We start from the raw sequence: 22042 nt of genomic DNA, 5'->3' as shown, positions 1-22042 counted from the left end.
CCGCGGCCCCGGTCGCGGTGGCCAGGTCATGCCCGCGCACGGGCCGTCCGGGTCCGGCCCGTGCGCGGATCAGCGCAGCAGGGTGTCGAGGAAGGGGCTGGACATCACGTGGTGCGGGTCGAGCCGTTCCAGGGCCGAGACCGCCTCGTCCCAGCCCGCATCGTCCCCGGCGCGCAGGGCGGCGGGGACGGCCCGGGTGAGGACGTCCGGGTCGGACCACGCGGCGGTGTCGGTGTAGGCCCAGCCCTTGGACCACTCCACCCGGACCGTCGCCCGGTCCCCGTCCAGGGCGAACAGGAACTGCTCGATCTCCCGGTAGAAGCGGTGCAGGGCGGGTGTGGCCGGCAGGGAGAGGATGTCGATCCATACGGCGGTGTCGGCGTCCGGCCGGTCGGGGCGCGGTCGCAGGGCGGACAGCAGGGGTGGCCGCGCGCCGGGCACGCCGCACACCGACGGGTCCTCCAGGCCGGTCACGCGGATCTCCACCTGGCCGTTGACCGGGTACTCGCCGCGCGCCGCGTACTCGGCGAGCAGCGTGCGGTAGAAGTCGGCGAACTGGCTGACCACCCATTGCAGATCGGCGCGGCGGACGAGGACGGCGTAGCCGTTGGCCGTCTCGCGCAGCGTGGTGGGCCGGATGTACTCCAGCAGGTTGCGGGAGGCGCCCCACAGGTCCGACCGCAGCCCGCCCGCCAGCAGATGGGTGAGGACGTCACCGGTCAGCACGTCCCGTACGAGGTCGCCGGAGAGCAGGACGTCGGTGATGTCACCGGTCAGCGCCACCTTGGCCAGCAAGTACTGCACCTGGCCGAAGAGCGGCGCGCTGGCCCAGGCCCCCGAGACCAGGGATCCGGCCAGCCGGGCCACCGGTTCGGGGAGGGAGTCGGAGAACGGGTAGTTGTACGGCTCGTCGACCGCGCGGGAGCCCAGCGGCTGTCGCTCAGTGACGCTCCAGACCTTCAGCCAGGGCTTGTCGGTGAACGCGAACCAGATCGCCTCCGCCCGGCCGGTGCGGTCGACGAACTGGGCCAGGGTCCGCTTGCCGGCCGCGGTCGCGGGGGCGGCGAACAGTTCGGCGGCCGGGATGTCCAGGAGGGACTGGCAGCGCAGGTTCTGGTCGGCGCCCACGCGCAGCATGGCCTCGACGACGAGCGAACGGCCGAGGTGGGTGAGGAGCGCGTCGCAGTCGGGGTCGGCCCGGCCGACGGTCCGCAGGACGTAGCGGTGGGTGCCCGCGTCCCAGACGACCGCGGTCAGTTCGGTGACCAGGTTGCTCAGCGAGCCGTAGCCGTGGCCGGGCGGCGGGCTCTCGCCGGTGGCGGGGACGGCCGTACCGTGCGCGCCGATGGCGAGCGCGCCGCCGACCGACAGCTGTCCGGGGGCCGGCGCGGCGGTGACGCCGTATCCGGCGGCGCCGGCGAGCGCGAGCAGGTCCTCCAGGGTGGCCCCGGTCTGGGCCCGGACCTCGGCCGAGCCGTCGGCGGCCCGCCGCTCCAGTGACATGGCGGTGAGGTGCGCGGTGGTGTCCAGCAGGACGACCTGGGCCGCGGCGGGTGTGCCGTCGGCCACCGTGAGCGGGGCCCAGCCGTGCCGTTTGCCTTGCGCGCGTACCGTCCAGCCCGCGCCGTGCGCCCAGTTGACGACGTCGAGCACGTCTTGGGGGGTGCGCGGGGCGCACGTCCACAGCTGGTCGGTGTGAATCTCGCCGGCCCAGTTCTCGTAGACGCGTCGGTAGAGGTCGGGTCCGGCCGGGAAATCCGGCGGCGTCGGGGGTGCGTCGGCGGCGTACGCGCCGTCCGGCCGGACCAGTCCGCGCAGCAGCCACACCGCGCCGCCCGCGACGGCCGACGACGCGAGCAGGTCGCGCCGCGACAGCCCGCCGCCGTGCACCGAGGAATCACCGGCCATCCCTGAGACCTCCCCTTGTCCCGCCGGGCTCAGCCGTACCGAGCCGGTCGAGTGCCCACGCTACCCGGCAACAGGTGGGTGGTGCCCGGCTGTTCGGCGCTTCCACCACACGGACCGCGGCCTCCGGCGAGGGCGGCGGTCAGCGGCGCCGTGCGCGCGACTCCGGTCCGGCACCGGTTGTCACCGGTCCGGGGTCGGTGGCGGGGCGAACAGGGACTGGAGGGTCCGGGTGGCTGTCTCGCGCAGCCAGGTGTGGGCGGGGTCGTTGTCGTGGCGCTGGTGCCAGAGCAGGTGGAGGGGTACTTCGGGCAGTTCGAGCGGCGAAGGCAGGGTGGTCAGGCCGAGTTGGTGGCGAAAGGAGCGGGTGGCCGCGTCGGGGAGGGTGACCACGAGGTCGGTGTCACGGGCGAGTTGCAGAGCGGTGGCCGTGGTGGGGGCGGAGGCGATGACACGGCGCCGGTGGCCGAGGGCGGCCAGGGCGTCGTCGATCCGGTCGTGCAGGCTGCCGCGCCGGGAGACGGTGACGTGTTCGGCGGCCGCGTACCCCTCGGCGGTCACGGGCTGTCCGGTGAGCGGGTGGCCCGGACGGACGGCGAGGACGAGCCGGTCCCGGCCGATGAGGCGGTGGCGGATGTCGGGCTGGGACGGTGGACCGGCACTGGAGGCGAGGTCGACCTCGCCGCGGCGCAACTGGGGGGTGTCGGCACCGGGCTCGGCGGTGAGGCGCAGCCGCACGCCGGGGGCCTGGCGGTGCACGGCGGCGATCAGGGCGGTCCCGCAGGTGGTGGCGAGGGCGTCGTGCCAGCGGACGGTGAACACCCGCTCCAGATTCGCCAGGTCGAGTTCGGTCTGAGCGGACAGCAGGTGGTGCGCCTGCTGCACCAGGGCGTGCACTTCGGTGCGCATGGCCAGCGCACGGGTGGTGGGGGTCATGTGGCGGCCGGTGCGCACCAGGATCTGGTCGCCGGTCACTTTGCGGATGCGGCCCAGAGAGCGGCTCATCGCGGGCGCCGTGACATGGAGCCGGGCTGCCGCGCCGGCCACGCTGCCTTCCTCCAGCAGGGCGTCCAGGGCGGTGAGCAGATTCAAATCCAGTTGCATGGCAGTAACTGTACAAGTGAATAGCATGCACTTGTTGTTAACTGTCGCGACTTCTACCGTCGAGGTGCGGGGCCGGGAGGAAAACGCCCGAAGCCGCCTCGCTGCCAACGGAAACCAGGGAGTACGTCATGACCACAGCCATGCCTTCCGGCCTCGACAGCACGCTGCTGCCCGCGGTGACGGCCGCGATGAAGGCCGCGGGATCCGTCCTGCGGGAGCGCTACACGATCCATGCTCGGGGCGTGAGCCTGGCGGAGGTCGTCGGTGAGATCCACGCCAATGACGAAGCGGTGCTGGCCGTGATGCGCGAGGCGCTGCTGACGGCCCGGCCGGGATCGCGGTGGGTGGAGGACGAGCTGGCGGGCGGGGCGCTCCCGCCGGGCGAGTGGTGGGTCGCCGACCCGGCCGAGGGCAACATCAACCATGTCCACGGCATGCCGGACTGGGCCGTCACCGCCACTCTGGTGCGCGACAACCAGCCGGTGCTCACGGTGGTGCACCTCCCGCTGACCGGTGACACCTACACCGCCGCCGCCGGCGGCGGCGCCCGTCTCAACGGCCGTCCGCTGACCGTGTCGGCCAAGGACGACCTGGGGGCCGCGCTGATCGGCACCGGTCAGGCCCGCCCTGGCGAGAGCACCGACACCTTCCGCCGGATCGGCGCGTCGGTCACCGCCATGCTCACCGCCGGTCTCGTCGTGCGGGTCTCCGTCCCGGCCACCCTGCAGCTCATCCACGTCGCCGCCGGACGCATGGACGCCTTCTGGCAGTTCTCCGACGTCCGCTCCGGCCTGGCCGCCGGCGCCCTGCTGGTCACCGAGGCCGGGGGCACCGTCACCGACCTGGACGGCAAGCCCTGGAACGCGGGCAGCCGCGACTTCCTGGCCGCCGCCCCCGGCCTCCACACCGCCGCGCTCGACGTCCTGTCCCGGATCTGACCGACCCGACCCGACCCAACCCGAACTCCCGAATTCCCGAACTCCTCAGTCCTCAGTCCGCAAGGAGCAACACCATCATGACCAGCATCGGCATCCTGGGCGCCGGCCGCGTCGGCACCGCCCTCGCCCACGCCCTCGCCGCGGCGGGACACCACGTCACCCTCGGCCGCCGCGAGAACAGCGACGAGACGCTCACACCGCCCGCGCGGGCCGCCGCCCTCCACCACGCCGACCACGCCACCACCGCCCGCACCTCGGACGTCGTGATCAACGCCACCCCCGGTGACAGCACCCTGGACCGACTCACCGCCCTGCGGGGCGAACTCGCGGGCAAGATCCTCATCGACGTCTCCAACGCCACCCGCGATGCCGCCGACGGACTGCCCGGCGACCTGTGCTACCCCGGCAGCAGCCTCGCCGAGCAGCTCCAGGCCGCCCTGCCCGGCACCCATGTCGTCAAGACCCTCAACACCATGCTGTTCATGGTCATGACCGCCCCCGGGGCGCTGACCACCCCGCCCACCGCCTACCTCTCCGGGAACGACGAGCCGGCCAAGAAGACCGTCACCGCTCTCCTCGGCGACCTGGGCTGGCAGCCCGGCTGGATCGAGGACCTCGGTGACATCACCACCGCCCGCGCCACCGAAGCCATGATTCTCGTCGTCCCCCACATCATCCGCCGCAACGGCTTCACGCCCTTCGCCGTCTCCCTCGCCCGCTGACCCGGACCCTGTCGGGGACAGGTCAGACAGGGGGGAGGGGGCTCGGGTGCCCGTCGCAGGCCATGATCTCGGTCAGCTCGGCGACGTGTGCCGGCACTGTGGTCGTCATGTGCGCTTCGTTCTTCTTCGTGCGGCGGTGCTGGTGACTCCGGCGCGGACCGTCCAGTCAGCCCCGACGATCTGGCCCGGGGCTCTCTCGTGATCGCACCGCAGTTGCTGCCGCCGGACCGGGCCCGCGCTGCCGGACGTCCGCTGCGTCGCAGGTCAGTTGCGGGGCAGCGCGCCCAGGAGGGTTGTGGTCAGGCCCAGTTTCAAGGAGTCCTTCAGGTCCAGGTGAAAGCGGGCGAGGTCGGGCTCGGCCTCGTAGGCCGCCCGCAGGCTGGGTGGGGGTGTGGTGTACGCCGGCAGCGCGCCGGCCACGAGCATGGTCTGCAGGCTGAACGGCGTCGCGTTCTCGCCCAGCTCCGGCAGGTACTTCAGGAGCAGGTCGGTCATGGTCGTCAAGCGGTCCAGGGAGGCGCGCTTGTAGCGGGCGACGACCTCGACGGAGACGTTGCGTTCCAGGACGCTGCTCTGCGCGCCGAAGAGGTCGCACAGCACCACTCGGCCGGACAGTGAGCGGCTGAGGATCTCGGCCACCCCTGCCGCTCGCTCGGTCATGGGCAGATTCTCGTCGAGGCCGGCGGCGAACTCGCCTGCCAGTTCCGTCAGCCACTCCTGAAGGAGGCGGTCCAGCAGTTCCAGCAGCACCGCCTCGCGGGACTCGAAGTAGCGCAGCACGTTCGGCTTCGCCAGTCCTACCCGGCGGCTGAGCTCGTTCAAGGTGACCGCGGCCACGGGCATCTCATCCAGCATCGCCGACGCCGTGTTCAGGATCGCCCGTCGACGGATCTCCCGCTGCTCTTCGGTTCGCGCCCGCTGGAAACTCACGGTCACCAGCCTAACTTAGGTACCTGCGGTACGTTGACAACGTACCGGGAGTACTTTAACGTCGTCGGTGCAAGATACTTCCGGTACGTTATCTAGTGGGGAGCCTGGCGTGCGTAAGAAGTGGACGACGGCGGACATTCCGGACCAGCGCGGGCGGGTGGCCGTGGTGACCGGGGCCAACACCGGACTGGGATACGAGACCGCCAAGGCGCTCGCCGAGCGCGGGGCGTCCGTGGTGCTCGCCGTGCGCGACGTCGTGAAGGGCGAGCAGGCCGCGGCCCGCATGACCGGCGACGTCACCGTGCAGGAGCTGGACCTGACCTCGCTCGAATCCGTCCGGACCGCGGCGTCGGCGCTGCGGTCCCGGCTCGACCGCATCGACCTGCTGATCAACAACGCCGGCGTGATGTACACCCCGAAGCAGACCACCCGGGACGGCTTCGAGATGCAGTTCGGCACCAACCACCTCGGCCACTTCGCACTCACCGGACTGCTGCTCGACCGGATGCTGCCGGTACCCGGCTCGCGGGTGGTGACGGTCAGCAGTACCGGCCACCGCATCCGGGCCGCGATCCACTTCGACGACCTGCGGTGGGAGCGGTCGTACAGCCGGGTCGCCGCCTATGGGCAGTCCAAGCTGGCCAACCTCATGTTCACCTACGAGCTCCAGCGTCGGCTCGCCACGCACGGCACCACCGTCGCGCTGGCCGCGCACCCCGGCATGTCCAGCACCGAGCTCGCCCGCAACAGCCCCGCGGCCCTCCGGCTTCCGCTCACCTGGCTCGCACCGCTGATCACCCAGCCGCCGGCGATGGGCGCGCTGCCGACCCTGCGCGCCGCCACCGACCCCGCCGCGTTCGGCGGCCAGTACTACGGCCCCGGCGGACGCATGGAGGTCAAGGGGCACCCCCGGCTGGTCACCTCCAGCCCGCAGTCGTACGAGGCAGCCGTCCAGCAGCGACTGTGGGCCGTCTCCGAAGACCTCACCGGGGTGCGGTTCCCCGTCGTTCAATCCACGCAGAACTCGCTTCCCTCCGGATCAGCCACCACCGTGTAGCCCCCGCGGGGCTCGTCTCGGCGCAAGCGGGTGACGCCGAACCGACGAGGCGCTGGCACTCCGCACGCACCCAGCGTGCACCTGCTACGGACGACGGACGGCGCGGCCCACTTCGGTCCCTGGCGGCGCACGGTGCGCCGGCACCTGTCCGACCCGGTACGTGGTCCTCTCCGGTTCGCCCCGCCGGGCTGTGTCAGGGGGCGGGCGGCGGCTCCGCCCGCCGCGGCGGCCGGGGCGCTGGTGCGGTGGGCCCGGCCGCCGGTTGGGCGACCGTTCTCACGCGCCGCGGGGCCGCGTCCGGGTCCGGCCGGGTGAGGTCCGCCAGCGCCTTCGTCAGAGTCTCGTGGTCGAGGTCCACTACGGTGCCCGCCGGGGAGGTCGGGTTCAGGTACAGGCGGTGGCCCTGGGGAAGGCGGGACAGCAGTTCGGGCACGGTGTGCCGGACGAAGGCGAAGGCGCCGGCGGCGGCCAGGTGCTGGGGTGCCGTGTAGGCGGGAACCACCGGGCCGCCGTCCGTCACCGTCGCCGTCACCGGTGCGCCGTCCGGCAGGGTGAGCACCAGCAGCCGGGCCTCCGCCAGAGCGTGGAGCACCGCGTCCAGCGGGCCGTAGCCGGTGACCGCGAGGTGCAGCGCGGCGTCCACGGGGTCGGTCGGCTCCGGCCAGCCGAGCGCCTCGGGTGTCGGACGGTAGGTGTCGTTGCCCTCCCACTCCTCGACCCTGCCGTCGGGCCCCGACCGCCAGCGCCCGGCCACCGCCGAGGCCGGCGGCGGGCTCCCGGCGTGCCAGCCGGGGTCGACCGAGCTGATCCAGTGGTCCGGGGCGAGCCGCGCGATCTCCTCGACGTCCGCCGGCGCCCGGGGCGGCGCAGGCGCGGATGCAGACGCAGGGGCAGGCGGCGGTGACGCGGGGAGGGCCTGGGACGCGGAAAGGGCCTGGGACGCCCCGCCGCCGGAGGCGACGCCCCGGGGCGTGCTGTCGTCGTGTGCTGTGATCATGACGTTCCGCACGCTAGGGGCCGCGGGTGGCGTGGAGGTTGCCGCGAGGTCGCCGACGTCCGGCCGGTGGAGGTCATCGTCCGGTGACCGCCGGGGACGGCACCGGATCCGTGGCGGCGCCCGGCGCCCCGTCAGGGGACGACGGTCCGTAGTGGGTCTCCTCCCCGTCCGGCCCGACGAGCGTGAGGTCGAGCCCCAGGTCCGCGGCGGCCACGGCGGCCGCGACCTCCGTGACGGTCACGAGCCCTGCGGCCTCGCCCCAGCGGCGCAGCAGCCGGTAGCGCTGGGCGGGGGTGAGCGTGACCTCCGCGACCGGCAGCCCGCCGGTCAGCGCCGCGAACGCGTGCTGGTCCTCCGGCAGCGTCACCCCCACCGCCTCCAGTTCGCCGGGAGCGAGGGTGGTGTGCGCGCCGGACCACCCCTGGTCGGACAGCCGCGTGGGCACGCGCGTCGCGGCGTCCGGCGCGGCCAGCCGGAATTCGACCCAGCGGTGCAGCGCGTCGGCGGCGTCGGGACCGGCCAGCAGCGCGCCCAGGCCGGGCCGCTCCAGCCGGTCGGCGGCCCGGTCGGCGACCGCCGCCGCCAGCGCCTGCGGCAGCCAGTCGGCGGTGCCGGCGGGCCGGGTCAGGGTCAGCGCGGTGGCGGGGACGGCGGGGACGGCGGCCGAGCCGGCCGCGGGCTCGGCGGTGACCGGCGGTGCCGCGGACTTGACCTGGTCGGGACGGACATGGACGCCGAGCCGTTCGGTGAACAGTCCGGCCACGTTGTCCAGCCAGCCCGCGGCCGTTTCGGGAGCCACGCCCGGCCGGACCGACTTGCTCATGTAGCGGCCGGACTTGTCGTTGACCGTCCAGGAGCGCAGCGCGGCGTTCCACCGGAACTCGCCGGAGACCCGGCTCGCCCCCGGCCGGGCCCGGCCGTCACCGCCGAACTCCGCGGCGATGCCGGTGTGTCCGAGGCCGTCGAGCTCCGCTGTCAGCTGCTCCGCCGTGAGACCGGGGCGCTTGGTGCGCAGTCCGGCCAGCAGGGCGGCCGTCTGGTCGTCGCTCAGTACGGTGGACGGCTCCTCGCTGCCCACCAGTACGCGGCCGTCCGGGGTGACCGTGTAGAGCCACACGGCGTCCCGGTCGCCCGTCAGGAGCAGGTCGGGATCGATCTCGTCCAGCGGTGTCCACAGCGGATTGACGCGTACGTCACCCTGGTCGTCCCGCTCCTCGTCCTTCACGCGCTTGGGCTGCACCGGGTCCCCGAAGTCGCCGTCCCGTTCGAGGTCCTGGGCCCGCAGCCGGGCGAGCAGCGGAGCGGACAGCCCCTCGGTGAGCCGGCGCACGTACGCCTCGCTCGCCCCGTGCCGACGGGCCAGCTCCGCCAGCCAGTCGCGGTCGCCCTGGTCGGGGCGCGGCGCGGGCGGCGCCTGCGGCGGGGCCGGCGGGGCCGGGACGGGCGCGGCGGGGGAGGGCTGCGGGGTCGTGCCGTCCGGGTCCAGCGACCGGTAGTGGTCCGTGCCGTTGTAGTGGACGTGCAGGGCGGGCCCGGTGGCCGCCGGATCCAGCGAGCGAGTGCCGAAGCCGCCGGTGCCGTCCGGCTCGACGACGACCAGGTCGACGCCGAGCGCGCGGGCCACCAGCAGCGGAACCTCGTCGTAGAACGGCGTGTGCCACAGGTCCGGCGCGGCCAGCGCGCGTGCGACGAGGGCGTCGTGGCCGAGGGCGAGGAACTCTCCCCGGCCGTACGGGATGCCGCGGGCGCCGACCTGGCCGAGCGGCCCGGTGCGCAGCCGCCGCCACAAGGCGTCGGCGACGGGGTCCGGACCGGGCGTGCGCAGCACGTCCATGAGCCGGGTACGCAGGGTGTCCGCCTGCTCCCGTGCGACCAGGCGCTGTTCGAGCCGCCGGTCCGCGGCCGCCGCCACCTCCGGCGCGGTGGGCGCCGGCAGCACGGCCCGTACGGCGTCGCCCGGCAGGTCGGCCAGCAGATCCCGGTCCCCCGGCCGGTCCGCCAGGGCGAGCAGCCGACGGCGCCGCACAGCCTGGGCCAGCTGCGCGTCGACCCGGTCGCGTTGCCGCTGGGTGAGCTCCGGCGGGCGGGTCTGACCGAGGATGCCCAGCAGGCTGCCGAGGTCCGGGAAGAGGTCCTGGACCAGGGTCTCCAGCGGGTCCCGCTGGGCGTGCTGGGCGCGCAGCCCGGCGGCTGAGGCGCCGGAGTACCAGCGCACCAGCCGGTCGCGCAGTTGCCGTACCGTCAGACCGGCCGCGGGCGAGGCGGGCGCCTGCGACGCCAGGCCGCCGAGGACCGCGTGCATCAGGCAGTCTCCGTCGGCGGGCACCTCCCGCAGCACGAAGGAACGGTCACCGGTGGTGACGCGCGCTTCCGTGAGCGGGGCCCGCGTCCCGGCCGTGGTGCCGGTTCCGGTCCCGGTGCCGGGGGGCGCGGACGCCTTCGGTGGTGCCGGAAGAGTCTGCTTCGGCGGTGCGGGAGGAGACTCTTCCGGCAGGACCGGTGGCCGGCCGGAGGCCGGATCGAGGGGGCGGGGCAGGGCGGCCAGATAGCTGTCCCCCTGTCGGTACAGCGTCACCTCCGGTGCCGCCGGCACCTCGGGACCGGCGGGGAAACGCCGGTGGGAGCCGTCCTCGCCGACCACCGTCAGGTGCACGCCGAGCGTGCGCGCGGTGGTGGACGCCGCGAGGTCGGCGGTCGCGCTGTCCCAGTGCCGGCCCTGGCGCAGATGCAGCCGGACCAGCCGTTCCCGCTGGAACGGGGTGAGCGCGCCGCGTACGGCGTCGGGGAGGCGTCCCCCCGCCGCCTCGACGGCGGCCCGCTTGGCGGCGTTGCGCGGACCCGCCAGCGAGGCCCTGAGTTCCAGCTCGCGCAGGCGGAAGGTCGCCCCGGGGTCGAGGGGCGCGTCGGCGGGGAGCGCGCGGCTCGCCGAGATCTGGCTCGCCAGCCGGTCCGGCTGCCGGTTGCCGCCGAGGGCGTGGGCCAGGGCGGCGTAGAAGCCGTTGCCGTCGCCGTCCGGCCGCCGCAGGTCGTAGGTGCGGGTGCGGCCGTCGAGCCCGGTCGCGGTCAGGGTGCGGTGGTCGGAGGCGGCGTCGAAGGTCACGGCGGAGCCCGGATCGCCGGGTCGCCACGGCGGTCCGGCGTGCGCGGGCCGTCCTTGCGGACCGTCGCCGTCGCCCTTCGCCTTCTCCTTGCCGTCGTCCGCCTTCTTCCCGTCGTCCTTCTTCGCGTCCCCCTTCTTCCCGTCGTCCTTCGTGCTGTCGCTGCTCTTCCCGTCATCCTTCTTCCCGTCCGGGGCCGGCGGGGTGAAGACGACCTCGGACGGTTCCGGCGTGCTGCCGAGGGTGCGGCGGCCGGCCTCCGTGGCGTGCAGCTGGTGCCAGCGGGTGAGCCGGTCGGCTCCCTCGCGGACCCGGGCGTACTCGTCGGCGAGCGCCTCGGCCGTGGCGCGCAGTTGCCGCAACTCCTCACCCAGGCCGTCGAGTTGTCGCTGAGCGGCGTCCCTGGCCGCGCGGGCCGCCGACACCTCCTCGGCGGCCGCCCGCAGCAGGCCGTCCAACCGTGCCGCGGCCTGTTCCCGCTGCTCGTCCTGGAGTTGGGCCCAGCCGTCGTGCTCCGGCTCGGCGGAGGCGGCCTCGTCGGTGATGCGGCGCAGCGCGGCGCGGGCCGCGGCGACCTCGGGCAGGCCCTCGACGTCACGCGCGGCGAGCGCGGCCAGCGTGCGTTCCGCCCCGGCCAGCGCGGCCTCCCGCACGGGTCCCTCGGCGCGGCGCCGGTCCCAGTACTTCTTGTCGGCGGCCGTCCACTCCTTGTCGGCCTTGGTGACCGCGTCCCACGCCTTGGCGACCTTGGGCGGGAAACCGGTGTCGTCGATCAGCCCGAGGTCCCGGGCCACGTCCTCGCGCACCCAGGCCAGGACCGTGGTCTCGGTCTCCATCGCCTGCGGTCCCCGCTGCGGATTGCCGAACGGGCTGCGCACGGCCCGCCCCACCCGGCTGTCCCTGACGTGGTGGTGCACGCCGGCGACGCTCAGCCAGGTGGTGGGGACGGCGAAGAGGAACGAACGGGTCGTGTTCGGCTTGACGTTGACCGAGCCGAGCCGGTCGCCCTGCTGGGCGAGGGCGTCGGAGTCGGTGGCGGAGTCACCGGGGCCGGTGGCGCCCATCTGGTTGGTGCCGGTGGTCTGGGAGGAGGTGAGCGGCCCGCCGCCCAGCGAGGACTCGGTGGTGCCGACGCGGGCGGCCGACATGCCGCCGCCCTGCGTGTCCCGTTTGGGGGCCTCGTGCTTCATGCCGTCGGCGACGGCCAGCAGCTGGGCCCGGCCCAGGTCCGGCTTGGAGTACATCGCCAGCTCCCCGTCGGCGCCGCCGAGGAAGCCCCGGTCGGTGAGACCCGGTATGCGGTAGCCGTCGGCGTCGAGGGTGTGGTCGTAGAAGGCGCTGAGGGCTCCGTTGCCCGTACCGTCCTCCAGGTTCTGCGCCGCGCCGGTGCCGGCCCGGGTCAGCGGGGTGTCCGCCGCCCGGGCCAGCAGCTCGGCGCTCGGTGTGCCGTGCTCGGGCAGGTCCAGGCCGGTGTCGTACGCCGACGCCAGCGCGAGCGTGTTGGCCTCGCGCAGTTGCTTCAGACCGACGATCCGGCGGACCTTGAACCCGTCCTCCGGCAAGGTGAACGGCTTCGTGCCGCCGTCGCCCGGGTGCCGTACGTCGCGCCAGCCACCGGGACCCATGGTGCGGGGCACGGCGACCTTGCGGGGCGTGCCGGGCGGCGGCAGTTCCGGCGGGGCGAGCGGGTCCGGCGCCGACTCGGCGTCGTCGGCCGGTACCGGGGAGGCGGGGTCGGGGGTGGGGTCGGGGCGCATGAGGCTGAGGGGGTAGTGCTCGATCAGGTCTCCGACGTCGCCCTCGGCGTCGACGGTCAGCCGCGTCCGGCCGGTGACCTTCCGCCACCACCGCCCGGTGCGGCGCCCGAGGGCGCCGAAGGGTCCGCCGCGAGTGCCGCGACCGGTGTCGTCGGCGGCGGAGCGGTCGGTGTCGTCGGGTCCCGCGGGGGTGCCGGTGTCCGTGATGTCCAGGCTCAGCCGGAGCCGGTAACGCGTGACGTACTCGCCGTGCGCCTGGGTGGTCGTGGCGGTGGCGATCCGCACGCTGCCCTCGGCGCGGGTCTGCGACACGCTCTGCTGGGTGGCGCCGACCTCGGAGTAACTGGGGCCGGCCGCCCGGGCCACCGAGTTCCCGGTGTGCACCCCCTCGGTGACCGTCGTGCCGACGCTCGCGCCGGAGGCCCGGCCGCGCGTCTCGGCGACCGTCTCCACGGCCTGCCGGTGTTCCTCCAGTTCGACGCTGTGTCCCAGACCGGCGAACCCGGGGCGGTCGCCGTCGCTGACCGCGGACCGCGGCACCTTGACGGGGATCAGCTCCGCCCGCACCGCGACCTGCCGGTCACCGACCCAGGTCCGTACCGTGTCCGAGCCCCAGCGGCCGATCTCCGCGGGCACCGACACGCCGGAGCCGGTCATCTCCTTGCCCAGGGCGCGCACCACCCGGTCGGAGACCAGCCGGTGGACGGTGTCCCGGTCGGCCTTGGACAGCCCGAGCGGACGCAGTCGGCGATCGAAGTCGCGCAGGACCGGCGCGGTGTTGAGGGTGTTGACGGTGAAACCGCCGAACGGGTTGTCCAGCAGCCACGGCTGCGGCGACCAGGTGCGCCGGGTGTAGCGCGGCACATCGCCCCAGCGGTCGCTGAGCAGCCCCAGCCGGTAGGCGCTCTGCTCCGGGATGTGCGCCGTCCAGCCGTCGTTGACCAGCACCCGCCGGCCCGCGGCACCGGCCAGCCGGCGCGGCAGATGCCGCAGGCCGGTGGCACCGCGGCCGACCGTGGTGGAGGCCGCCGCGATCTCGTGCTGGACGTCGCCGGTGACCAGGACCTGGCGGTTGAAGTCCTTGCGGTTGATCTCGGCGAGAGCGATCCGGGAGACCTGCCGGGCCCGGGAGCGGTCCAGACGGTAGGGGCTGACGACGACGCCGTAACTGCCGGTCACTCCCGGGCCGGTGGCGTGCGACTTGAGGAAGACCAGCTGGCCGCCGACGAACAGGGTGCTGGTGCGGCTGTTGCGGCCGGCGGACTGGGTGGCGCCGCCGAGGGTGGTCTCGGTGTCGACGCCGACCGGGCCGGTCAGCGCGGTCAGGGTGCCGGGCACGACCTTGGTGCGGTGGGCCAGTACCGAGGAGCGGTTGAGGTAGGGCGCCTTCGCCCACAGCCCCGAGGCCCGCCAGCCGGTGGCGGCGGAGGTCTGGTCGAAGTTGGCGGTGAGGTACTGGCTCTGGAAGGCCCGCATCGCGGCGTCGTGCGCGGGGGCGCCCTGCTGGGTCAGCAGCCACGACCCGCCGGACGCCTCCTTCAGTACCTGCTCCGCGGCTTCGGCGAGCCCGGGGTGCGAGGTGACGGTGAGCGTCAGGAACGGGTGCTTGTGGTGGTCCGGGGTACGGCGGCGGGCCGCCTGGTCGAACAGGGTGCGGGTGGTCAGCGCCAGATCGCGGGCGGACCGGCGCGGGACCGGCAGCGGAACACCGTGCAGCGGGCCGGGAACACGGCCGGCGCCGCGGGTGGGAACGTGTTCCACCGGGATGCTCAGCAGCACCCGGCCGGCCACCGCCGCGCCGGGCGGCACCGCGTCCGGCGTCCCGCCCGGGGGCGGTGCGGTGGTGCCCGCACCGCCGAGCAGATCGGTCTCCCGCTCGCGGAAGACGAACGGCTGGGTGCCGAGCAGGTTGAGGAAGAGGACACCGCGCAGCAGGCTGCGGAACCGCCAGAAGCCACCGCGCCGCGCGGTCAGGGTGAGCCGGTAGCTGTACAGGTCCGCGCCCTTGGCGTTGATGGCCATCGCCTCGTGCGTCACGCTCGGCCCGTACCCGCTGTCGGAGTCGCCGCGGACGCCGTACCGGACGCCCGCGCTGCCCGTGCCCGCCTGGGACGGGCCGCCGATGTCGTCGGTGCGGGAGTCGCGCAGCGAGAGCAGGCCCTCGAAGCCGGCGTGCAGACCGCGGCCACCGCTCTGCCGGCCGCCCAGGTTCTCGCTGCCGGGCGCGCTGAACCGCAGCCGCAGGTCCTTCTGCCGGCCCTCGTAGCGCCGCCCGGTCAGCTCCGCGTCGATCCACACGTACCGCAGTCCGCGTCCGATCCGGCCGGATTCGACCAGCGGGATCCGCAGCCCGGTGGTCATCATCGCCTCCAGGTTGCCCGCCATGCCGTGGTGGCTGAGCGTGTTCAGTACCTCCAGGGTGTTGTTCAGCACGATCTGGAAGTGGTCCGCACCCCGCCAGCGCGGGTTGTCCGGGTTGAGTTCGGCGAGCGGGGCGACGAGGTCCGGATAGGCGCGGGCGACCTGCGTCAGCACCTGTTCCGCGAAGTGCTCGGGAAAGCTGCGCTGGGCACCGTCGACGGTCCGGGTGAAGGCGCCGTCGTCGAAGGTGAACTCCTCCGGGCGCGCCATGCCGAGGGTCGTCGGCCGGTCCGCGGCCAGGTACGGCGGCACGGCGGGCTCGGTGCCGCGGCTGAGCCCCTGGTCGAGACCGGCCAGCCGGCGGGCCTCGGTGCGGGTCATCCGCTCCACGGCCCAGGTGTGGAAGGTCCGGGTGCGCGGCGCGGCGCTCCACCGGGCGGGCGGGTTCTTGCGCAGCTTGCCCGGCCGGGTGCCCCCGTCGCCGCGCTGGTCGGGCAGGGGGGCCTTGGTGTCCGGCGGCGCGGTCACGGTGACCGTCTTCTGGACGAAGTACAGACCGGTGGGGTCGCCCTTGGCCTGCCCGGCCGTCTTGACGGCCCCGGTGCCGCCGGTGGTGCCGCTGCGGCCGCGGGAACTGCCGTAGCGGATGTTGCCGCCGAGCAGCATCCGCAGGTCGAACTTGCCGTGGCCGGTGCCGAAGAACTGGAAGGACGGGCCGAGCGCACCGCCGGCCTCGGTGCTCTTGCTGTGGCCGACGACACGCTCGTTGCGGACCGTGGCCTGGGTGATGTCGCGCAGCTCCGCCGCGGTGGTCTCGCTGATCAGCTGCGCCGCGCCGGAACGCACCTCCACGGTGAAGACGCCGAGCGGCGCGGAGCCCGCGGAGTCACGGAACAACGGCGGGGTGGTGGTGCGGCCGGCGTTCTGCACCCGGCTCATGCGCTGGAAGCCGTCGGTGGAGAAGAAGTCGGTCAGCTGCGCGCCGGCCAGGCTGTCCGACGCGACCCCGAGCTGCTGGAGCGTCCAGTCCCGCACGTGCGCCATGGGGCCGAACGCCTCGGTGGTGACGAGCCGGTAGGCGGGCCGGCCGCCCAGGTCCATGTGCTGCGGCAGCCGGTCGGCGGGCGGCTTGTCCTGGGTGAGGCTGTCGGCGAGCCGGGCCATCAGCCCCGCGCGGACCGCGAAGCCGAACGCCACCCCGCTCCGGCTGTCCGCCGTCAGACTCCGGTCGGCCGCGTCGACGGGCCGGCCTCGCCGGTCGGTGACCTCGATGTCGTACCAGACGTCGTCGAGATGGGCGTGCGAGCCGTCCGTGGTGCGGGTCTCGTTCTGGTTCATGGTCTGGTCCTGAAGACCGTACTGGATCTGTTTGCCCCAGTTCTTGCGGAAGAAGACCCGGCCCCACACCGTGTACTTGAACTTGGCGGGGCCCAGCGGGACGGTCGGCACCAGAGAGGTGGAGGTGCTGTTGACGGCGGTGCGACCGGTCGTGGTCGTGGTGCGCGCCATCGTGTCGACCTTGACCGGGTTGGCGAAGCCGAAGGCGAACCGGCTCCACCTGCCGTACGGGCGTGCCGTCACCCGGAGCACGCGGGTACGGCCGTTCGCGGTCCGGTAGGTGAACTGCTGGCCGTCGCCGAAGAAGCCCTGCGGACGCTCCCGCAGCCGCCGCCGGAGGTCCTCCTCCAGGCTCCGCCCGGACCCGCCCCACCGCTTGTCGGGCGCACCGGGACGCACCCCGGCCCGGCCCAGCTGCCCGGTGATCTCCGCCGCGACCTGATCGGTGCCGCGCAGCACACTGTCGCTCTGACCGAGCGCGTAGGACCGCCGCAGCAGTTCGGGTGCGAGACCGGGGTACAGCGCGGCGACACCGCCCATGTACGCGGGCAGCCGGGAGCCGTCGGAGAACCGCACCGGCCCGCCGCCGTCCACCGGCGCGGGGGGCAGGTCCCGGTCGACGCGCGGCGGACGGCGCAGGTCGAGGTCGCGGCCGACCCAGCCGGCCCGGTCCGCGCCGCGAGGCCGGACCGGCGGCGCCGGCGGGCCGGGGGGCGCGGGCAGGTCCGGCGGCCCGGGCGGCGGACCGTCCTCCGGGATGGTCGCCAGGGGAGCGCGGGACACCGCCGTGGTGACTTTCCTGCGGGCGGCAGGTGGGGTGGTGGTGTTCGTGCCGCGCCTGTCGGCCCCGCCCGCGGAGTCCGTGTCTGCGGCGGTTGGCGTCAGTGCCGCTGTTGGGGTCAGCGTCGTCGGCGGGAGCGGCGTCGCTGTCGGGGGCAGGGTCGTCGGAGAGGGCGGCGTCACGCTCGGCCGGGCGTCCGCGGCGGGGGTCGTGGCGGTCGTGGTCGGCTGGGTGCCTGTGTCGAGGGGCGTGGCGGTCGTGGTCGGCTGCGCGGAGCCGGTCGGTACCGACGCGGGGGCGGGCGCCGGGGGCCGGGGCAGGAACAGGTCCCTGGGATGGGTGCGGGTCCAGGCGGCGTTCAGGTCCGCGCCCACGGTGAGCGGTCCCGTGTTCCCCTGCCGTCCCAGGCCCGCCGCGCCCCCGGGCGCCCAGACGGACCGGGCGGTGGCCGAGGCGACCGCCAGTCGCAGGGGCTGCGGCTGCGGGACACCGGCCTGCGGCAACGCCGCGGCGCCCGCGTGCGGGACGGCCAGGACGACGTCGGTGTTCCACAGGTTCCGGCCGGTCAGCTCGGGGTCGCGGGCGACCAGCTCGGCGAACTCCGCGTACGGCACGGCGAGCCGCCGGCCGCCGGGCAGGGTGACCAGGACCCGGCCGTGCCCGGCGTCGGCCGCCGCGACGACGTAGGCCGGGCCCCGGCCGGTACCCGCCCAGGGTGCCGCCTGGGTGCCGGTACGCCGGTGGGTGCCGTCCGGCTGGGGCGTGGTGGTGCCGAGGACCGAACCGTCCAGTGGCGCGCCCGGCACCGGGGACACCCAGTTGCGGCCGGCCGGCCGGCCATCGGCCCCCGGCAGCAGGGTCTGCGGTGCGAAGGCGCCCAGCTCCTCCAGATGGAAGGCGGCCAGCTCCACCGGATCGGACGGGTCCCGCCCGACGGCGATCGCCCGGGTGGCGAGCCCGCCCAGCTCGGCGCGGCGCCCGGCGTCGGGCGCGGGCAGGTGCAGCACCCGGGCGGCGGTGCCGGCCACGTCCGGCAGCCCGTTGAGCCACTCGACGGCCTTCACCCGCGCCCAGTACAGCCGGGCCACCTCCGCCTCGCCGACCGGTTCGGCGGCGTCCAGGCGGAGCACTCTTCGGGTCGTCGCGGGCAGATCCGCGAGGTTCCGGGTCTGCTGGGCCACTCCGACGAGGTGGGGCACGCGTGCGAACCGGCTCAGCGGGGTGCCGGCCGGCGCGGCGGCCGCCCGGGCCAGCAGGTCCCGGTAGGCGGTGGCGTCCACCGGGCCCGGGCCGCCGCCGTGGTCCCGCAGCTGCGCGAAGGCCAGCCGCTGGAAGAGGTCCATGGTGAAGGGCCCGGTGCCGAGCAGGGCCGGGTCGGCCTGCCGCATCGTCTCCAGCGCGCCGATGCCGCGCAGCAGATCGCCGTAGGACGGGTCGTCGTCGATGCCGGGGCCCAGGGCCAGGCGCAGGGCGCGCACCAGGCGCAGGGTCCGCGCGGTGGTCTCGGCGGGCACCGGCCCCGGGCCGGTGTGCAGGCCCGCGGTCCGGGCGTGGGCGGCGAGTTCACCGGCGGACGGCTCGGGCCGGAACTCCCGTACCTGCCCGCCCCGCCCGCGCGCGTCGGTGTACGCCTCCAGCCAGAAGTGCGAGGTGTCGCCCGGGTCGTTGTGGTGTCCGGCGGGACGGTCGACCGCCCGTACCCGCTTGCGGGTGCCGTTGGCCACGGTCTGGGCGGTGGGGACGTCCGTGAGCGGGTCGGCGGCCGGCTGCGGCCGACCGGCCAGGTCGACGGTGCTCCCGGTTTTGCCGCGCTGGTAACTGCCGCCGGTCCAGCAGGCGTCGAGGTAGATCCAGTCCGACTCGCGCAGGCGCCGTACGCTCGGCCGGCGGGAGAGCCAGCGGGTGAGTTCCTCGCCGGACGCGTGGTAAGTGCTGCCGTCCTCCTGCGGGACGGAGACGGTGTGCGGCGAGGCGTGCATGATCAGGTGGTAGACCTGCTCGTCGGGGCCCGCCCCCACGGTCAGCGGCGTTTGCGAGGTCACCCCGAGAGCGCCGGGGTGCCGCCGGGCGAAACTCGTGATGCGGTGGACGTTGCGGGCCCGGAACTCGCGCACACCGGCCAGTTCGGACGGGTTGAAGGCCATCCGGCCGAGCTGCGGGTTGCCGCTCTCGTCGGCGACGATGGTGTGGCTGATCATGCGGCGCTCCCACTGCGGAACGTCGCCCCGGTCCTCCGGCACCACCTCGCCCGGCCGGCTGCGGATCCAGTCGCCCCGGGGCACGCCGGGCCGGTCCTGGAGGGACAGCGGAACCCGGGCGGTCCCGTCCCGGCGGCCCAGGACCGGATGACCGCTCGTGGACCACACCTCGCGCCCGAGCCGGTCGGCGAGCGCGCGCGGCAGCTCCAACTGCCGGCCACCGGCGTAGGGCACCACCAGCAGGACGGGAGCCTCCGGCGGCAGGGACGACAACGCCGGGTCCAGGGCAAGTAGTTCGGCGACGACGGCCGGCGGCGCGGAGACCCGGGTGCCGTCCTTGGTGCGGACGAGAATCGCGTGGGAGTTGCCCGACGCCATGACGACGTAGGGCCGCGGCTGTCCCGGTCGCGGGCTCCAGGGGGCGGGGCGCGGCGGGCTCTCCTCCTCCTGCCCGTCGGGACGGCGCACCTTCACGGTGGTGGTGCCGGGGTCGATGTCGAGCCCGTGGCCGGCCCCGGCGGCACCGGTCCACACCCGTCCGTACGGGGTGCCGTCCGGCCCGGTGAGCGCGTTGGGCGTGGCCAGACCGCCCCGGAGAGCGAGCCCGAAGGCGGCCAACGCGGCCAGGGTGGGGGCCTGTTCCGTCGCCGGGTCCAGCGCGATCCGGAAGAGGTCGCCGTGGTGGTCGTGGGTGACGGGGGTGCCCGGTTCGAGGAGCAGCACATGCCGTGCGACGGCGTCGAGATCGAGGGGCCCGGGGCCGAGCGCGGGGCCGTGGCCGGCCTGCCGCAGCGCGTCGAGCCGGCCCACGGCGTCCAGGAGAGAGGCGTGCAGGGGGTTACTGGTGATGCCGGCCCCGAAGACGCGGGTGAGTTCGGCGGAGTACCCGGGGTCGGGCCGTTGCGCGGTGGAGGGGCCGGGCCCGTGCTCCGCGGCGTGGGCCGGGTGCTGGTCCTCGGGCTCGGGAGTGTCGAGATCCATGGCGGCGGAGCCGAGGGAACTCGTGGGCGACTCCGGGGCAGCCGGGTCCGCGACGGGGGTCAGGGCCGGGTCGCTGGGAACCGGGGACGACGCCGTGCCGGTGGTTACGGGAACGTGTGCGCCGGCGGTACCCGTGGTGACGACGGGCTCGGGCGACCCGTGCGTCCGGGGGAGCCCTGCACTTGCCCGGTCCGGCAGTCCCAGCCCCTGTCGCAGCTGATCGGCGAGACCCGCCGCGGCGTCGAGTCCGCCCCCGTCCGCCAGCAGTTCGGCGACCTGCCGTACGGCGTCCCGGTACGGCTCGTCCGCGTACCGAGGGTCGTCGAGCACTGGGTGCGACTGGGCCGGCAGTACGAGGTCGACCGCGGTGTCCCAGTCGCGCCGCGCGCCGGGTGCGTCCGCGCCGGCCGGGGCGGTCCGGGTGAAGTCCGCGTGAGCGTCCTGCCACAGACGCCGGGTGGCGTTGGCGGCCACGGCGTCGAGGGACGCGGGCCAGGGACCCGGCCCGGCCATCAGCACCTTGACCTGGTCGACGACGGGGAGGTCGCCGAGGGTCAGGGACAGCGGGCCACCGCTGAGCACGGACCGCACCCGCTGCTCGGAGGTGAGCGGGACGCCCGCACGGTCGAGATCCTGGACGGTGACCGACACGTCGGGGGCCGGCCCCGGCAGGGCCTCCGGGACGTCGGCGGCGGTCACTTGAGTTGCGATGAACCGCCGTTGGCCGTCGTCCAGGGGCACGACGGCGACGGTGTCGGTGGCGGTGTCTGGGGCTTCTGCCCGGCCGGCCGGGGTGGCGTCCGGCGTGGTCGATGCGGGGCTGTTCGAGAGGTCGCCTGGGTGTCCGCCCTGAAGGTCACCCGGGTCGCTGAACTGGTGGTCGCCGCCGGTGGTGGTGACCGGTGTCGGGAGGTCGGAGGCGGTGGGCGCGTTGGGGTTCGTGGAGACCGCGGGGTCCGTGTCCGTGTCCGTGTCCGGGGTCGGTGCCGGGGTGGTGGGGGTGACCGTGTCGTCCTGCTGGTCCGGGGTCGATGTGCGCGGCGGGTTGGTGGTGGACGGAGTGGGGGAGGAGGCCGGGCTGGGACTGCCGGTGGTCGTCGTTCCGGTCGGTCCGGAGGCGGTGGAGGGCAGCGGGGCCGGGGTGGTGGTGACCGGGGTGCCGGTCTGCTCGCCGTTCCCGGACTGCAGCGGCGTGTCCTGCGCGCTGTCCGGGATGTCGGTGCGGGTTTCGTTGCTGGTGGTGCTGTCGTCGTCGGTTCCGGACGGTTGTTGTTGAACGGTGCTGACCGGCGCGGGGGTGTCGTCGTCGGGCACCGCAGACGAGGGCAGCTGTTGCGACGTGTCCGTGTCCTGGGCGTCCCCCTCGCCCTGCGGCTGAGACGTTGTGGTACCCGGGCGGGGCGTGTTACCGGCGGTCGTGTTTCCGCCGGGGTTCGTTCCGCCGGCGGTCGTGTTTCCGCCGGGGTTCGTTCCGCCGGTGGTGGTGTTTCCGCCGGGGTTCGTTCCGCCGGTGGTGGTGTTCCCGCCGGGCATTGTGTCTGCGCCGGTGGTTGAGTCGCTGCCCGGCCCCGTATTCCCGCCCGTGGCTGTGTTCGTGCTCGGCCTCGTGCTGTCCCCGGAGACCGTGTTCCCGTCCAGCCCCGTGCTGTCGCCGGATGCCGTGTTCCCGGGCGTCGGAGCCGTCTGCGACGCCGGGCTGTCGGTGGCCGAACCCTGGGTGCGGACGCCACCCGGCCCCGAGGAGGTGCCGCCGCCCGCCGTGAGGTCCGCACCGGTGGCCGTGAGGTTCGCACCGCCCGCCGTGATGTCGGGGCCGTCGATGTTCACGTCGGCCAGATCGACGTCCAGCGGGCCGTTGCCGTTGATGCCGCCGTC

The 22042-nt window shown here is 74.6% G+C and carries 8 protein-coding genes and 1 pseudogene; 4 read left to right on the top strand and 5 right to left on the bottom strand.

Translation table 11 applies throughout. The features are described from left to right. Positions 1-69: 69 nt before the first annotated feature. Complete coding sequence (locus ACTT8P_RS11330; RefSeq protein WP_442831447.1) at positions 70-1908, bottom strand: cholesterol oxidase substrate-binding domain-containing protein; 1839 nt, start codon at positions 1906-1908, stop codon at positions 70-72. A gap of 180 nt (positions 1909-2088) precedes the next feature. Then, positions 2089-3009 (bottom strand): LysR family transcriptional regulator, encoded by a 921-nt coding sequence (locus ACTT8P_RS11325; protein WP_442831446.1) that lies wholly within the window; start codon positions 3007-3009, stop codon positions 2089-2091. 128 nt (positions 3010-3137) lie between these two features. On the opposite strand from ACTT8P_RS11325, the gene ACTT8P_RS11320 reads away from it, so the two are divergent. After that, a complete protein-coding gene (locus ACTT8P_RS11320; protein ID WP_442831445.1) occupies positions 3138-3947 on the top strand; it encodes an inositol monophosphatase family protein in 810 nt (269 codons plus the stop codon). 77 nt (positions 3948-4024) lie between these two features. Further along, the gene (locus ACTT8P_RS11315; protein WP_442831444.1) at positions 4025-4669 is read left to right on the top strand and encodes an NADPH-dependent F420 reductase; all 645 of its coding nucleotides are present in this window, start codon (positions 4025-4027) and stop codon (positions 4667-4669) included. A gap of 264 nt (positions 4670-4933) precedes the next feature. On the opposite strand, the gene ACTT8P_RS11310 is transcribed toward ACTT8P_RS11315, so the two are convergent. Next, positions 4934-5599, bottom strand: coding sequence for a TetR/AcrR family transcriptional regulator (locus ACTT8P_RS11310; protein ID WP_442831507.1), 666 nt, complete (start codon positions 5597-5599; stop codon positions 4934-4936). 109 nt (positions 5600-5708) lie between these two features. Between ACTT8P_RS11310 and ACTT8P_RS11305 the strand changes: the two genes are divergently transcribed. Next, on the top strand, positions 5709-6656 hold the full coding sequence (locus ACTT8P_RS11305; protein ID WP_442831443.1) for an SDR family NAD(P)-dependent oxidoreductase: 948 nt from the start codon (positions 5709-5711) through the stop codon (positions 6654-6656). Between the two features lie 193 nt (positions 6657-6849). Here the strand turns inward: ACTT8P_RS11305 and ACTT8P_RS11300 are convergent, their stop codons facing one another. Continuing rightward, positions 6850-7653, bottom strand: coding sequence for a type VII secretion system-associated protein (locus tag ACTT8P_RS11300; RefSeq protein WP_442831442.1), 804 nt, complete (start codon positions 7651-7653; stop codon positions 6850-6852). 73 nt (positions 7654-7726) lie between these two features. Beyond that, entirely contained in the window at positions 7727-21481 is a 13755-nt protein-coding gene (locus ACTT8P_RS11295; RefSeq protein ID WP_442831441.1) for a lonely Cys domain-containing protein, read from the bottom strand. A gap of 88 nt (positions 21482-21569) precedes the next feature. Between ACTT8P_RS11295 and ACTT8P_RS11290 the strand changes: the two are divergent. Continuing rightward, a pseudogene (locus ACTT8P_RS11290) lies at positions 21570-22042 on the top strand (hypothetical protein); the annotation flags it as partial.

Source organism: Streptomyces sp. JW3 (genome assembly GCF_052216785.1).
GTDB lineage: Bacteria > Actinomycetota > Actinomycetes > Streptomycetales > Streptomycetaceae > Streptomyces.
Note: the sequence above shows the minus strand (reverse complement) of the source record. Positions and strands in the feature narration are given on the sequence as shown.

Bases quoted from the DNA above. Each gene is read 5' to 3' on its own strand.
- ACTT8P_RS11330 (WP_442831447.1), bottom strand. From the start codon at position 1,908: ATGGCCGGTGATTCCTCGGTGCACGGCGGCGGGCTGTCGCGGCGCGAC.
- ACTT8P_RS11325 (WP_442831446.1), bottom strand. From the start codon at position 3,009: ATGCAACTGGATTTGAATCTGCTCACCGCCCTGGACGCCCTGCTGGAG.
- ACTT8P_RS11320 (WP_442831445.1), top strand. From the start codon at position 3,138: ATGACCACAGCCATGCCTTCCGGCCTCGACAGCACGCTGCTGCCCGCG.
- ACTT8P_RS11315 (WP_442831444.1), top strand. From the start codon at position 4,025: ATGACCAGCATCGGCATCCTGGGCGCCGGCCGCGTCGGCACCGCCCTC.
- ACTT8P_RS11300 (WP_442831442.1), bottom strand. From the start codon at position 7,653: ATGATCACAGCACACGACGACAGCACGCCCCGGGGCGTCGCCTCCGGC.